The following is a 13190-nucleotide window of genomic DNA, read 5'->3' as shown; positions in this document are numbered from 1 at the left end:
CAAGGCTGAGTTTCTGCGAAGCTAAAACCTCAATACGTTTTTCAGGTAGCCTTTATCTGCTCAAACGGGGCAAACGGGCGGTTTATTCGTCTTCCTCATCCTCGTCTTCTTCGTCGCCCAAATCCACTTCTTCCAGCGGAATCAGGTGGGTGCGGTAGCGCAGCTTGTGGTAGAGGTAGAAGCCGAAGAAGATGGGCAGGCCCATGTAGGTAACCACAATCCGCTCCCAGTCCACGTCGCCCTTCATCACCAGCTGCGTATCCTGCCCCAAAATCACCAGCATGCACATCACCAGCGCAATCAGCGGCCCGAAGGGAAACCATTTGGCGCGGTAATCCAAATCTTTCAAATCCAGACCCTGCGCGATGTAGGCGCGGCGGAAGCGGTAGTGGCTGATGGCGATGCCCAGCCAGGCGATGAAGCCGGTGAGGCCGGAAGCGGCCAGGATGTATTGGTAGGCGTTGTCGTTGAAAATCTCGATGAGAAACAGCAGCAGCACCACTGCCGCCGTGGCCAGCACCGAGCGCACCGGAACGCCGAAGCGGTTTACCTTGCGGAAGCTCTTATACGCCATGCCGCTTTTGCCCATGGCATACAGCATGCGCACCGAGGCATACATCCCCGAATTGCCCGCCGATAGGATAGACGTGAGGATGACCGCGTTCATCACCGCTGCCGCCATCGCCAAGCCCGCCCGCTCAAACACCAGCGTAAACGGCGATTTGGCAATTTCCGACACATTCTCCGCGCCCAGCAATTCCGGGTTGGTGTAGGGGATGAGCAGGCCGATCACGAAAATCGACAAAATATAGAAAATCAGAATCCGCCAAAACACCTGCTTAATCGCCTTCGGAATGCTCTCTTTCGGGTTTTCCGACTCGCCGGCGGTGATGCCGATCAGCTCCGTGCCCTGAAACGAAAAGCCCGCAATCAGAAACACGCCCAGCATGGTGAGCAGGCTACCTGAAAAACTGCCGCCCAAAAACGGCGCCTCGCCCACGGTGAAGTTGGCCAGGCCCACATAGCTGCCGCCCAAAATCCCGAAAATCGTCAGCACGCCCACGCCGAGGAACACAACCACCGTAATCACCTTAATCAGCGAAAACCAGTATTCCGACTCGCCAAACGCCTCCACCGAAAGCAGGTTCAGCAGCACAATCAGCCCGAAAAACAGCAGGCTCCAGCCCCAAGGCGGCATAAAGCGCATCGGCTCCCAATAGGTGATTACCAGCGCGGCAATGGAAATATCCACCGCCACCGTAATCACCCAGCTAAACCAATAATTCCAGCCCAAGGCAAAGCCCAGCGAAGGATCGACAAAGCGAGCGGCATAAGTGGAAAACGAGCCGGACACCGGCAGGTGGGTGGCCATTTCGCCCAGCGAAGTCATCAGGAAATACACCATCAGCCCGATGGCCGCATAGGCCGTGAGCGCGCCGCCGGGGCCGGCCATGTGGATGGCGCTGCCGCTGGCCATGAAGAGTCCGGTGCCGATGCTGCCGCCGATGGCAATCATCGAGAGATGGCGGGTTTTCAGATTGCGGCGGATTTTGTTTTTGTTGGCCTGCGTGGCAGGGTTGGCCGCGTTGGAGGGGGTGGGGTTCGGTGTGCTCATACTCTATCTCTCCTAAAGAGGCTGCCCGGGGCAGCGGAACCGAAACATGATTTTCAACGCATTATAAGCGCAGTTGCCGGGCAGCAAAACCGCCCAAACCCGCAGTTAAATCAAATAAGCAAAAGATACCGCTTTTTTAATAGAAACATTACTCGGAACAATGGCTTCCGATTTTCCCGAAAGCAGCTTGCACACAGGCTTTGCGCACCAGCCGCCCCGCCGCAAACCCGGCCGCCGCCGCGTGTTGCAAACGCCACATCCGCAGGCGGAAGGCTACCTGAAAAGGCAAACGGCAGGCCGTGCGGATGGCGCTTGTTTGGGCCAAGCCGTTTTCAGGTAGCCTTTCTGCCCGTTTGTTTGCGCCAAGTCTATAGAGAAGGCGGGGCGGTTTTGTTACAATAGCCGGCGGATTTTTCAGCCGTTCTTGCGGCATCCAGCAAACAATCATCCGGCGGGCAGCCGCCGTTTTCGTGCACTTTAAACATAAAGGGACATCATGTCTGATAAATTGATTCTGGTATTAAACTGCGGCAGCTCTTCAGTGAAGGGCGCCGTATTGGACAGCACCAACGGCGAAGTATTGCTCAGCTGCCTGGCCGAAAAGCTCAACCTGGCCGACGCGCGCATCATCTTTAAAGCAAACGGCGACAAACACACCGTGAACCTGGCCGACAAGCCCAACCACACCGGCGCCGTGGAAGCCCTGATGGCCGAGCTGGAAGCGCGCAAGCTCGACAAACGCATCGGTGCAGTCGGCCACCGCGTGGTGCACGGCGGCGAACGCTTCAAGGAATCCTGCCTGGTGGACGACGAAGTGATCCAAGGCATCGAAGACTGCATCATGCTCGCCCCGCTGCACAACCCCGCCCACCTGCTCGGCATCCGCGCCGCCCGCAGCATCTTCAACCACGTGCCGCACGCCGTGGTGTTCGACACCGCCTTCCACCAATCCATGCCCGAGCACGCCTACACCTACGCCGTGCCGCGCGAGCTCTACCGCAAATACGGCCTGCGCCGCTACGGCGCCCACGGCACCAGCTACCGCTTCGTGGCCGCCGAAGCCGCCCGCCTGCTCGGCCGCAGCGAAGAAGGCCTGCGCCTCGTGATCGCCCACTTGGGCAACGGCGCCTCCATCGCCGCCTCCAACAGCGGCAAATGCTGCGACACCAGCATGGGCCTCACTCCGCTCGAAGGCCTGGTGATGGGCACCCGCAGCGGCGACATCGACGCCAACGTGTTCCCCTTCCTGCACAACAACGCCGGCCTCAACATCGAGCAAATCACCGACCTGCTGCACAAGCAGAGCGGCCTGCTCGGCATTTCCGAGCTTTCCAACGACTGCCGCGAAATCGAAGAAGCCGCCGGTAAAGGCCACGAAGGCGCCAAGCTCGCGCTGGAAGTGTTTGCCTACCGCCTGGCCAAATACGTTGCCTCCATGAGCGTGGCCGCCGGCGGCCTGGACGCGCTGGTGTTCACCGGCGGCATCGGTGAAAACTCCGCCACTGTCCGCAGTAAAACCATCGGCTACCTCGGCTTCCTCGGCCTCACTGTGGATGAAGAAGCCAACCTCGCCGCCCGCTTCGGCGAAAGCGGCATCATCAGCAAGCAGGGCAGCACCCCGCTGGCCATGGTGATCCCCACCAACGAAGAGCTGATGATCGCGCAAGACACCGCGCATCTGGCCGGGATTGGGTAATACCTTGGTTTAATCAGCAGCCAACTTAAAGAGGCTACCTGAAAACGAGCGAAGTGAGTTTCGCCAAAACGCAGCGCAGTTTCTGCGAAGCGAAAATTTTCAGGTAGCCTCTTTTTTGTTCGGCTTCTTGTTCGGCGATGTCATTGCCTATTCCAAAGGCTACCTGAAAACGTGCGCTTCAACGCAGTTGAAACATTGCGTGCTGCGTTTTGGCGAAACTCACTTCGCTCGTTTTCAGGTAGCCTTTCTGTTTACCGGATCACATTGCGCCAATCCTGCTCGAAATAGTGCACCAAAATCTGCGTGTTCAAATAGTTCGGCTGCACATCGCGGCGCGCCATGTCGGGCGGGAAGCGGAACATTTCGGCGGCGGTGTCGGCATTGAGGAAACGGGTGGGCACACTAAATTGCGCGGGCACGGGGAAATCCGGCTCGGCAGCGGCCAGCACGAAGCCCCATTCGCCGAAAGACGGCACATACACATGATACGGCGCAGTGGCGAGCCCGGCGGCCTCCAGCGTGGCTACCACCGACCAATAAGCATGCGGCGCAAAATAAGGCGAGGTGGATTGCACCACGATTTTGCCGCCCGGCGCCAAATGCCGCGCCACCAGCCGATACATCGGCACGGAATAAAGCTTGCCCAGCGAGAAATTGGAAGGGTCGGGCAGGTCGATGATGATTACGTTAAACTTTTCCTGCGCCTGCTCCAGCCATTTGGCCGCGTCGTCGTTCACCACGCGCACTTTGGGGTTGGTGAGAGAGCCGGCATTCAGGCGGCTCAGCTCGGTGGAAGATTGGAAGGTGCCGGTCATCTGCGGGTCGAGGTCCACCAGCGTGATGCCTTGCACCTGCGGGTATTTCAGCACTTCGCGCGCCGCCAGCCCGTCGCCGCCGCCCAGAATCAGCACGTTTTTGGCCTCTTCGCCGGCCATCTGCATGGCGGGCAGCACCAGGGCTTCGTGGTAGCGGGCTTCGTCGCGCGAGGAGAATTGCAGGTTGCCGTTGATATAGAGGCGGATGTCGTCGTGCCATTTGGTCACCACCAGGCGCTGGTAGGGCGAATGGCTTTCAAACACCACCGGGTCGCCGAAGTAGCTTTGCTCGGCCAGGAAGGTGATACGGTTGGCGGCGGCAAAGGCGGTCAGCAGGCCGAATAAAACGATGGCGCCGCGCGTTTGGATGGCGCGGTAGCGCGGCAGTTGGCTTTTGAAGGCGCGGGCGGTGAGCACGGCCACGGCGGCGTTGAGCAGGCCGAAAAGCAGAGCCGAGCGCGCCATGCCCAGCCGTGGCGCCAGCACCAGCGGAAACAGCAGCGACACGGCCAGCGCGCCCAAGTAATCGAAGGTGAGCACCTTGGCCACCAAGTCTTTAAACTCCGCCTGCCGCTGGTTGAGCACGCGCATCACCAGCGGAATCTCCATGCCCACCACAATCCCCACCGTCAGCACCAGCGCATACAAGAGCGTGCGGAAGGGCGCGGCGGAAAAGCCGAACACCACAAACAGCACCAGGGCCGACACGCCGCCAATGATGCCCACCAGCAATTCGATTTCGATAAAGCGCGAAAGCGCGTCTTCGTCGCGGATGTATTTGGTGAGGTGCGCGCCGATGCCCATGGCGAAGAGGTAGAGGCCGATGATGGAGGAGAACTGCAAAATACTGTCGCCCAAGAGGTAGCTGGCCAGCGCGGCGATGATGAGCTCGTAGGCCAAGCCGCAGCTAGCCACGATGAATACGGAGATAATAAGAATACGGTCGGGTTTCATTTTTCAGGTAGCCTTTTCAGGTAGCCTGCGGATTATAGCAGCCGGCCGATGCAGTGGATTTCTTACAAAACTTGGCATACATCAAGTTTTGGTGTGTGCGGCACGGATGGTGTGGGTTTTGTGCTGGATTGGGCAGGAAGTTGAGTAGGAATGGCGTATGTTGTGTGGCATAATCAGCCTCATATAGCGTGCCGCCCTGCCCCGGGGCAAATCCCTTGGCGCGGCAAGCATTTTCCCCTCCATCCACACCGCAAAGGCAAGCCATGAGCATTTCCATAGGACAATATCTGCTGTATCTGCAATACCTGCTGATCGGGCTGGTGATGACGGCGCTGTTTGCCGCCGTGTATCTGCGCATCACCCCGGCCGACGAACTCAAGCTGATCAAGCGCGGCAACCTAGCCTGCGCCCTCTCTTTCGGCGGCGCGCTCATCGGCTTCTGCCTGCCGCTGGCTTCCAGCATCGCGCACAGCGTGAGCATGATGGATTTCGTGTTGTGGGGCTTGGCCGCGGCGGTGATTCAGATTGCCGTGTATTTCGCCGCCACCCGCCTCGTGCCCGATTCCGCCGCCGAGCTGGCAGGCAATAATGTGGCCGTGGGCACGCTCTGCGCCGTGATTTCCATTGCCGTGGGCCTGCTGAACGCGGCCTGCCTGTCTTAACGCATACAGGCTACCTGAAAAAGTTGTTAGATCGTTTTCAGGTAGCCCTTTCCATTCCAAGTATTCAAACAAACGAAAGGAATCCCCATGCTGGGCAATTTCATCAAGAAGCAGTTTATCGACGTTATCGAATGGCCGAATCCCGCAGAAGGGCTGCTGATGTGGCGCTTCCCCGTGGCCGATCAGGAAATCCAAAACGGCGCCAGCCTCACCGTGCGCGAGGCGCAGGCTGCCCTGTTTGTGGACGAAGGCAAAGCCGCCGACGTGTTCCAGCCCGGCCGCTACACGCTCACCACGCAAACCCTGCCCATCCTCACCAACCTGAAAAACTGGGATAAACTCTTCCAATCCCCATTCAAATCCGACGTTTATTTCTTCAACCCCCGCCAGCAGCTCGCCCGCCGCTGGGGCACTTCCCAGCCCGTTACCGTGCGCGATGCCGATTTCGGCGTGATCCAGCTGCGCTCCTTTGGCATGTATGCCTACCGCATCAGCGACCCCGCCGCCTTCTTCCGCGAAGTGAGCGGCGTGGGCGCCTCTTATAGCGGCGAGCAGCTCGAACAGCAGCTGCGCAACCTGGCCATGACCCAGCTGGCCGCCGCCTTCGGCACATCCGGCATCCCCTTCCTCGATATGGCCGCCAACCAAGTGCTGCTGTCGCAGAAAATGAACGAGCTGCTGCTGCCCGAATTTGCCAAGCTCGGCCTCGCGCTGGAGAACTTCACTGTGGAAAGCGTGGGCCTGCCCGAAAACGTGCAAAAAGCGCTCGACAGCAAAATGTCGATGGGCATCATCGGCGACATGGGCAAATTCACCCAATACCAAACCGCCACCGCCATCCCGCTGGCCGCGCAAAACGAAGGCGGCATCGCCGGCATCGGCGCAGGCCTCGGCGTGGGCGCCGGCATCGGGCAGGCCATGGCCGGCGCCATGAGCGGCATGATGCAGCAGCCGCAGCCCGTGCAAACCGCGCCCGCCCAGCCGGCACAGCCCGCCGCCGCCCCGGCCGCGCCCGCCGCCGAAGACCCGCAGGCCAAGCTCGCCAAACTCAAAACCTTGCTCGACGGCGGCCTGATTTCCGCCGAAGACTACGAAAAAGCCAAAGCCGAAGTGTTGAAGCAGCTAATCGGCTAAAGCGCGGGGCTACCTGAAAGCGTAAGCTTCACCGAAGTTAAAACGATGTTGCGCAGTTTTCAGGTAGCCTCAAACGCGGCAAATAGAGGCTACCTGAAAACTTCTCAGGCTGAGTTTCTGCAAAGCCAAAACCGATTAACCAACCAACAACCGAAAGATAGCCCATGCCCATCCGCCCCGCCCAAACCGCCGACGCCGAGCGCATTGGCGAACTGCTCTACCAAGTGCACGCCGTGCACGCCCAAGCCCGCCCCGACCTCTACCGTGCCGGCGCACGCAAATATTTCGATGAAGAAGTGCGCGCCCTGATTGCCGATGAAAACCAGCCCGTGTTCGTGTATCAGGATGAAAGCGGCAAAGTGCAGGGTTATGCCGTGTGCCAATTTCAGGTAGCCTGCGGCGATGTTTCGCTGGTAGACCGCAAAGTGTTGTACTTAGACGATTTGTGCGTAGACGCTTCGCAGCGCGGCAAAAAAATCGGCGAGCAGCTGTATCACTATCTGCTCGAATTCGCCCGCGCCCAAGGCTGCCACAGCCTCACATTAAACGTGATGCACGGCAACGACGGCGCCGAACGCTTCTATCGCCGCCTGGGCATGACCCCGCTGAAAACCCTGTTGGAACAGCAGCTTTAAAGGCTACCTGAAAAAAGAACACCCAACCCGCCCGCCCCATAGGAAACCAACCATGAGCGAACCCTTCTTCCAAACCGACTGCCCCAGCTGCGGCGCGCCCGTACACGCGCATTCGGCCACAGCGGTCACGCTGGTATGCGGCTTCTGCCACAGCCTTCTGGTGCGGCAAGGCGCGGGCATTATCGACAGCGGCCGCGATTCCGCCCTGCTGGAAGACTTCAGCCCGCTGCAAATCGGCACCGCCGGCACCTTTGCCGCGCAGCCGTTTTCCATCATCGGCCGCCTGCAGGCCAAATACGAAGCCGGCTTGTGGAACGAATGGTATGTGCAGTTTGCCGACGGCAGCAACGGCTGGCTCTCCGAAGCCGGCGACCAATACGTGTTCACCCTACCCGCCGCCGAGCCGCTGCCGGACACGCCCGAATTCGACAACTTAGTGCCCGGCCACAGCAACTTTGTGTACCAAGGCAAACGCTTCTGGGCCGCCGACGTGCGCGACATCGTGCTGGAGCAGGCCGCCGCCGAGGGCGAACTGCCCTTTGAGCTGCCGCCGCAGATGAAAAACCGGGTGGCCGACTGGCGCTGCGAGCAAGCCTTCCTCACGCTAGATTACGCCGAGTCGCCGCCCGAAGCCTTTATCGGGCGGGGCGTAAACCTGGCCGACTTGCAGCTCTCCAACACGCGCAGCAGCGCCGAGGTGGCCGGCAGCGCGGGCAAACTCAAAGGCACGCGCCAAGCCGAAAGCTGCCCCAACTGCGGCTCGCCCGTGCAATGGATTACCGGGCTCACCCCCTCCATCCTCTGCCCCAGCTGCGGCAGCAGCCTGGATGCTGCAGAAGGCAAGCTGGAGCTGCTGGAAGCCAACAACCGTCGTGCCGCGCAGGCCGATGCCTTCACGCTGAAGCTGGGTGCGGAAGCCACCATCAACAACCGCACCTACACCCTCATCGGCGCGGTGCGCAAAGACGAATTGGAGCCCGGCGACGCGTTTAACCTGCTGTTTGGCAAAAATCCTTCCGGCATCACACCCGAGGGCAGCTGGACGGAATACCTGCTCTTCGAGCCGCAGGCCGGGTTTATGTGGCTGGTGGAAAGCGATGGCGAATGGAGCGTGTCGGAAACGCTCAATGTGTGGCCGCGCTTGCAGGGAGAGCTTTTCCAGCCGCAGGGCCTGCCCAAGCTCTACGACTACGGCGGGCGCGTGGTGCTTGCCGCCGGCGCGTTTTACTGGCACATCCGCCAAGGCGACGTGGATTTTTATTCCGACTACCGCCAAAACGGCAACGGCAAGCTCTGCGCCGAGCGCAACCGCCACGAGGCCGCTTGGAGCCAGAGCACGCCGGTGAGCTACCGGCAGGTGCGCGAATGGTTTGGTCTCAGCGGCAGCGATGTGCCGCAATACAGCGCCGATATGCGCGCCGACGGCCCGTCGAAAGGGCTGATGCTGCTGTTGGTTGCGGTGTTTGTCATCATCAACCTGCCGGCCTGGTTCAGCATGCTGTCTTCCGATGAAGACATCTCCTTGGCCGGCACGGTGTCGGTTATGGTGCTGTATTTCTTAGCGAAACGCGGCGACGTGTTCAGCGGCGGCGGCGGCGATGATGACGATGACGATGACGATGACGAGTGAAACAAAATGTCGAGAAATACTTATCTGATTTGCAGCATCCTAGCCATTCTGGTTAGCACTTCTGTCAACTACGGCTCTGTGGGCAGCAGCAACAGCGGCAGCCGTTCCTACCACGGCTCGCGCGTGGGCGGCGGCAGCTCGTCTTCGGGATGGCACAAATGAGCCACAGCCCCGGCTGCCACGGCCTGCTGGATTTATACGGCTGCCCGTCCGCGCTGTTGCGCGATGAAGGCTACCTGAAAAACGCCCTGCGTCAAGCCGCCGAACGCATCGGCGCCACCGTGCTCGACAGCCGTTTCCACACCTTCGGCGGCGAAGGCGGCGTGACCGGCGTGCTGCTCTTGGCCGAATCGCATATGAGCATTCACACCTGGCCGGAGCACGGCTTTGCCGCGCTGGATATCTTCCTCTGCGGCAGCCTGATGCCGGAATCCGCCAAAAACACGCTGGAGCAGGCCTTGCAGGCCGAACGCGGCGTGTGGCAGGTGCACCAGCGTGGCGGCGAAGCAGGCTTGCCGTTGCGTTGATTTGAAGGATTTTTAAGGATAGCGGGCAATAAAAGGCTACCTGAAAACCGATATGAGGTTTTCAGGTAGCCTTTTGCGTGCCGGAATGTTTCCTAACAGGCTGGCCGGATGGCGGCGATAGCGAATCAAATTGGCTTTCGATACCAGGCAGCGAGCCGCAGACAGTACAGGAGTACGGCAAGGCGAGCTAACGCGGTAGCGAAAGTTAAGTTGATTCGCTCTACAGCTTCAACACCCATTTGCGGTAGGCGAATTCGCCGCCCATCAGGATGCCCATCAGGATGTAGGCGATGATGCCGGTGTAGAGCGCCCACCAGCGGTGTTGGCCGAGCAGGGCGAGGAGGGCGGCGGTGCCGCCGTTGAGGGCGAAGAAGGCGCACCAGATTTGGGTAACGCGGCGGGTGTAGGCCACGCCTTCGGGCGGCAGGTCGGGGTGTTGCAGGCGGGCGAGGCGTTCGACGGCGCTTTGCTTTTGCGTGAGGCTGAGGCCGAAGAGGAAGAGCAGCAGGCCGTTTACCCACACGGGATACCAATACATGCTGTCAGACCGTCTGAAAAGCAGGGTGGCGGCAAAGAAGGCGGCAATCAGCAGGGAGAGGCGTTTTTGCGCGGGGTCGCGCTGCATGGCGGCGCGGGCGAGCCAAAGCAGCAGCATCAGCCCGGCCAGAGGGTAAAACCAGCCCTGCCCGCGCCCGTAGTACCACAGCAGGGGGTAGAGCAGGCTGAGGAGGCCGAGCAGGATTTTGGCAGCGGTTTTCACGCTTCGGGTTTGGCGTCTTGGTAGAGCTTGGATACGGCGGCCACCACGTCGTCGATGGTGCGGACGTTGCGGAAATCGTCGGCTTGGAGCTTGTAGCCGGTTTGGCGTTTGATTTGGTCGAGCAGGTCGATGGCGTCGATGCTGTCGATTTCAAGGTCTTCGTAGAGGTTGGTGCTGCCGGTTACGTTGCTGGTGTCGATTTCAAACATGTTTTCCAGAATATCGAACAGGAAGGCGCGGATTTCGGTTTCGGTCATGGGGTTTCCTTAACAGGGGATGATTTGTCGGGCATGAATGCCCGAGCTGCGGTTTTAGCTTCGCAGAAACTCAGCCTTGCTTCGCAAGACATCATTTTCAGGTAGCCTTTAACGGATTGCCAACGCGGTAGGAAGCCGGAAGTGCTTTGCCTAGCCGCGTTGCTTTTGCACGAAGGCGGCCAGTGTGGACACATTGGCGAAGCTGTCGCGCAGTTCTTGGCTTTCGCCGTCGAGCTGGAAGCCGAAGTGTTTTTGCACAGCCAGGCCGAGCTCCAGCGCGTCCACGGAATCAAGTCCGAGGCCGCTGTCGCCGAACAGGGCTTCTTCGTCGCCGATGTCGACGGGCGTGAGGTCTTCCAGGCCGAGGCTGTCGATAATCAGTTGTTTGATTTCTTGTTTCAGTTCATTCATTTTCTTGGCTTCTTTCATTGAAATAGTGTTGCAGGTGGTCGTTGAGGCGGCGGGCGGCGATGGGCAGGGGGTGCTTGCTGAGCCAATCTTGCGGGTTGATGTCGTCGCCCACGATAAAGCGGTAGGCCGGCTTTTGCAGCGGGATGATGTACCACGGCTGGCCTTTTTTGAAGTTCGGCGGGCGCATTTGAATCACCACGGGCGTGATGACCTGCGCGCTGCGCAAGCCGATCGACACCGCGCCGCGATGAAATTTCACCACGCCGTCCCAGCCGGTGCGCGTGCCTTCTGGGAACACCAGCAGGCATTGCCGCTGCAAAACTTCGTGCACGGCTTCGACAAAATCCAAATCTTCCTGATTGGGCAGATAACCGCAGGCGCGGATTTGCCCGGCCATGGCCGGATTGCGCTGCAAATCGGCCTTCACGATGCAGTTGGCTTCGGGCACGCGGCCGAGCAGGAACACCACATCAAGCAGCGAAGGATGGTTGGCCAAAATCAGCTGGCCGGGGCGGCCGAGCCGCTCGAAGCCTTCAAATTCCGCGCTCAAAATGCCCGAACGCATCAGATAATAGCTGAACCACAGCCAAGTGCGCGTAACCACGCGGCGCGCCTGCTTTTGCCGCGCCAAGTCGGACGACGGATTCAGCAGCCACGGCAGCAAAACGATTTGCAGCAGCACGCCGAACACGCCGAAAAACACGAAGCCCAGCCCGGTGGCCAACAGCCGCCACAGGCGGTTCAGCCGCGCGCTTAGGGGATAAGCTGCCGCCATTGCCAAGCCTCGTCTGCATATTGGTTTACCCACTCGCGGCTACCTGAAAACCGCTGCCGCAGCCATTCGAGCGCGCCCCAGTAGCCGATGTCTGCCGCGTTTTCGCCATCGTGCGCGGCGGGGGAAAGTTCCCACTCTCCGCCGGGTGCGAGCAGCAGGGCGAGCGCGTGGGCGAAGGGCGCGCGTTCGGCGGGCGCGGCGGGATATTGCGCCTGCAAAGGTTCGTCCACCACCACCGCCAGCACGCGCTCCGCGCCGTCGGCCAGCAGGCCTGCGGCTTCGAGCACGGCGGTTTCCAAGCCGCTTTGCCGCACGGAAAGCGCGGTGTTTTCGCTCATGTCGCCGCGCAGCATTGACCACTGCCCGGCCAGCGCGTTGTGCACGGAAAGGCCGAAGGAGGTGGGCGAAACTTCGTTGTCGCGCAACAGCGTAGTCCACAAGCCGAAGCTGCGGTTGATTTCGCCGTCGTGCGAGGCGAGCACCAGCGGGCAGGTTTCGCCTTCCGCCAGCAAGGGATGCGCCGCTGCAAACAGCAGCCGCGCGGAGAGGCCGAGCCTGCGCCGCTGCATGGCGGGCAGGAAATCCACCTTCGGCGGCGTGTCGGGCAGCTCGGCGGCGTTCAGACGGCCTGAAGCCCATGCCGACCATTCTTCACCGGTGTGCAGGCGGGTGGAGGCGGCGTGCCAGCCTTGGATGGAAAAGCGGAGATGGAAATCGGCGCTCATGCGGTTTCAGGTAGCCTGTTGCTTATTTAAATTAAATTGGCGGGATTATAGCAAGGAAGCGCGGGGCGGGCATTAGGGAAAACGCGCGGCTTTGTTCTAAAATGAGCGCGCTTTTATGGCATCTTTGATTTTCAGGTAGCCGCTCATGCGGAGGAAAGGCTACCTGAAAAATACATTGCTGTTTTCAGGTAGCCCCACACAGGACAGCCCATGAGCCGCTTTACCCGCCAAATCCTTACCGATGCCGATACGCTCGTCATCTGCGTGGATGTGTCGACCCTCAAACACCGCCACAGCCTGATGCGGTGCATGCAGGAAGCCTTCGAGCTGCCCGCCTATTTCAACGGCGGCGGCGATTCGCTCAACGACTGCCTGCGTGATTTGGGCTGGCTGCCGCAGCGCCGCATCCATATCGCCTTCACCGGCCTTGCCGATCTTCGGCAGCGCGATGCCCGGCTGTTTGCCAGCCTGATGGAAAGCCTGGAATTGTGCCGTGATTACTGGCAGGGCAAGCCGCAGGCGGATAAAATCGTGCGGATTAGTTTCGGCAGCATCTAGCCCACCCATTTTTTGCTTCGCAGAAACTTCGTTTTA

15 protein-coding genes are annotated in these 13190 nt (G+C 60.1%); 8 read left to right on the top strand and 7 right to left on the bottom strand.

What is annotated here, in order from left to right; all coding sequences use genetic code 11:
• Positions 1-82: 82 nt before the first annotated feature.
• Positions 83-1516 carry an amino acid permease gene (locus LG371_RS02390; RefSeq protein WP_067589594.1) on the bottom strand — a complete coding sequence of 478 codons (1434 nt, stop codon included), beginning with the start codon at positions 1514-1516 and terminating at the stop codon, positions 83-85.
• Between the two features lie 595 nt (positions 1517-2111).
• Here LG371_RS02390 and LG371_RS02385 point away from each other — a divergent pair.
• Positions 2112-3311: an acetate kinase gene (locus LG371_RS02385; RefSeq protein ID WP_067589457.1), complete on the top strand. Its 1200-nt coding sequence runs from the start codon at positions 2112-2114 to the stop codon at positions 3309-3311.
• A gap of 251 nt (positions 3312-3562) precedes the next feature.
• Here LG371_RS02385 and LG371_RS02380 read toward each other — a convergent pair whose 3' ends face one another.
• Positions 3563-5080, bottom strand: a complete 1518-nt coding sequence (locus tag LG371_RS02380) for a polyamine aminopropyltransferase (protein WP_225747643.1) — start codon at positions 5078-5080, stop codon at positions 3563-3565.
• 263 nt (positions 5081-5343) lie between these two features.
• On the opposite strand from LG371_RS02380, the gene LG371_RS02375 reads away from it, so the two are divergent.
• The 6 genes from LG371_RS02375 to speD all read left to right on the top strand — a co-directional run bounded on the left by LG371_RS02375 (position 5344) and on the right by speD (position 9668).
• Positions 5344-5742: a DUF350 domain-containing protein gene (locus LG371_RS02375; protein ID WP_067589453.1), complete on the top strand. Its 399-nt coding sequence runs from the start codon at positions 5344-5346 to the stop codon at positions 5740-5742.
• Between the two features lie 90 nt (positions 5743-5832).
• Positions 5833-6876 (top strand): SPFH domain-containing protein, encoded by a 1044-nt coding sequence (locus LG371_RS02370; protein WP_225747740.1) that lies wholly within the window; start codon positions 5833-5835, stop codon positions 6874-6876.
• A gap of 164 nt (positions 6877-7040) precedes the next feature.
• Positions 7041-7511: a GNAT family N-acetyltransferase gene (locus LG371_RS02365; RefSeq protein ID WP_225747642.1), complete on the top strand. Its 471-nt coding sequence runs from the start codon at positions 7041-7043 to the stop codon at positions 7509-7511.
• A 52-nt stretch (positions 7512-7563) separates the two neighbouring features.
• Entirely contained in the window at positions 7564-9141 is a 1578-nt protein-coding gene (locus LG371_RS02360; protein WP_225747641.1) for a DUF4178 domain-containing protein, read from the top strand.
• 6 nt (positions 9142-9147) lie between these two features.
• The gene (locus LG371_RS02355; RefSeq protein WP_156503437.1) at positions 9148-9303 is read left to right on the top strand and encodes a hypothetical protein; all 156 of its coding nucleotides are present in this window, start codon (positions 9148-9150) and stop codon (positions 9301-9303) included.
• Positions 9300-9668: an adenosylmethionine decarboxylase gene (gene speD, locus LG371_RS02350; protein WP_067589588.1), complete on the top strand. Its 369-nt coding sequence runs from the start codon at positions 9300-9302 to the stop codon at positions 9666-9668. The genes LG371_RS02355 and speD overlap by 4 nt, the downstream gene beginning before the upstream one ends.
• A gap of 220 nt (positions 9669-9888) precedes the next feature.
• On the opposite strand, the gene LG371_RS02345 is transcribed toward speD, so the two are convergent.
• From LG371_RS02345 to LG371_RS02325, 5 genes are all read right to left on the bottom strand, one after another.
• Positions 9889-10428 (bottom strand): hypothetical protein, encoded by a 540-nt coding sequence (locus LG371_RS02345; protein WP_067589446.1) that lies wholly within the window; start codon positions 10426-10428, stop codon positions 9889-9891.
• Positions 10425-10685, bottom strand: coding sequence for an acyl carrier protein (locus LG371_RS02340; RefSeq protein WP_003824582.1), 261 nt, complete (start codon positions 10683-10685; stop codon positions 10425-10427). Before LG371_RS02340 ends, LG371_RS02345 begins: the two co-directional genes overlap by 4 nt.
• Before the next feature lie 150 nt (positions 10686-10835).
• A complete protein-coding gene (locus LG371_RS02335) occupies positions 10836-11096 on the bottom strand; it encodes a phosphopantetheine-binding protein (RefSeq protein ID WP_067589444.1) in 261 nt (86 codons plus the stop codon).
• The gene (locus LG371_RS02330; RefSeq protein WP_067589443.1) at positions 11089-11871 is read right to left on the bottom strand and encodes a 1-acyl-sn-glycerol-3-phosphate acyltransferase; all 783 of its coding nucleotides are present in this window, start codon (positions 11869-11871) and stop codon (positions 11089-11091) included. Before LG371_RS02330 ends, LG371_RS02335 begins: the two co-directional genes overlap by 8 nt.
• Positions 11850-12596, bottom strand: coding sequence for a beta-ketoacyl synthase chain length factor (locus tag LG371_RS02325; RefSeq protein ID WP_067589440.1), 747 nt, complete (start codon positions 12594-12596; stop codon positions 11850-11852). Before LG371_RS02325 ends, LG371_RS02330 begins: the two co-directional genes overlap by 22 nt.
• A gap of 210 nt (positions 12597-12806) precedes the next feature.
• On the opposite strand from LG371_RS02325, the gene LG371_RS02320 reads away from it, so the two are divergent.
• Positions 12807-13154 (top strand): barstar family protein, encoded by a 348-nt coding sequence (locus LG371_RS02320; RefSeq protein ID WP_225747640.1) that lies wholly within the window; start codon positions 12807-12809, stop codon positions 13152-13154.
• The last annotated feature ends 36 nt before the right edge of the window (positions 13155-13190 follow it).

Source organism: Eikenella sp. Marseille-P7795 (assembly GCF_916618725.1).
In the GTDB taxonomy this organism is placed as follows: Bacteria; Pseudomonadota; Gammaproteobacteria; order Burkholderiales; family Neisseriaceae; genus Eikenella; species Eikenella longinqua.
The sequence above is the reverse complement of the archived record's forward strand: the minus strand, read 5'-3'. Positions and strand labels throughout refer to the sequence as shown.

Coding starts and splice junctions, on each gene's coding strand:
- LG371_RS02320 (WP_225747640.1), top strand. CDS start 12,807: ATGAGCCGCTTTACCCGCCAAATCCTTACCGATGCCGATACGCTCGTC.
- LG371_RS02365 (WP_225747642.1), top strand. CDS start 7,041: ATGCCCATCCGCCCCGCCCAAACCGCCGACGCCGAGCGCATTGGCGAA.
- LG371_RS02375 (WP_067589453.1), top strand. CDS start 5,344: ATGAGCATTTCCATAGGACAATATCTGCTGTATCTGCAATACCTGCTG.
- LG371_RS02380 (WP_225747643.1), bottom strand. CDS start 5,080: ATGAAACCCGACCGTATTCTTATTATCTCCGTATTCATCGTGGCTAGC.
- LG371_RS02385 (WP_067589457.1), top strand. CDS start 2,112: ATGTCTGATAAATTGATTCTGGTATTAAACTGCGGCAGCTCTTCAGTG.
- LG371_RS02335 (WP_067589444.1), bottom strand. CDS start 11,096: ATGAATGAACTGAAACAAGAAATCAAACAACTGATTATCGACAGCCTC.
- LG371_RS02330 (WP_067589443.1), bottom strand. CDS start 11,871: ATGGCGGCAGCTTATCCCCTAAGCGCGCGGCTGAACCGCCTGTGGCGG.
- LG371_RS02355 (WP_156503437.1), top strand. CDS start 9,148: ATGTCGAGAAATACTTATCTGATTTGCAGCATCCTAGCCATTCTGGTT.
- LG371_RS02360 (WP_225747641.1), top strand. CDS start 7,564: ATGAGCGAACCCTTCTTCCAAACCGACTGCCCCAGCTGCGGCGCGCCC.
- LG371_RS02340 (WP_003824582.1), bottom strand. CDS start 10,685: ATGACCGAAACCGAAATCCGCGCCTTCCTGTTCGATATTCTGGAAAAC.
- LG371_RS02325 (WP_067589440.1), bottom strand. CDS start 12,596: ATGAGCGCCGATTTCCATCTCCGCTTTTCCATCCAAGGCTGGCACGCC.
- LG371_RS02390 (WP_067589594.1), bottom strand. CDS start 1,516: ATGATTGCCATCGGCGGCAGCATCGGCACCGGACTCTTCATGGCCAGC.
- speD (WP_067589588.1), top strand. CDS start 9,300: ATGAGCCACAGCCCCGGCTGCCACGGCCTGCTGGATTTATACGGCTGC.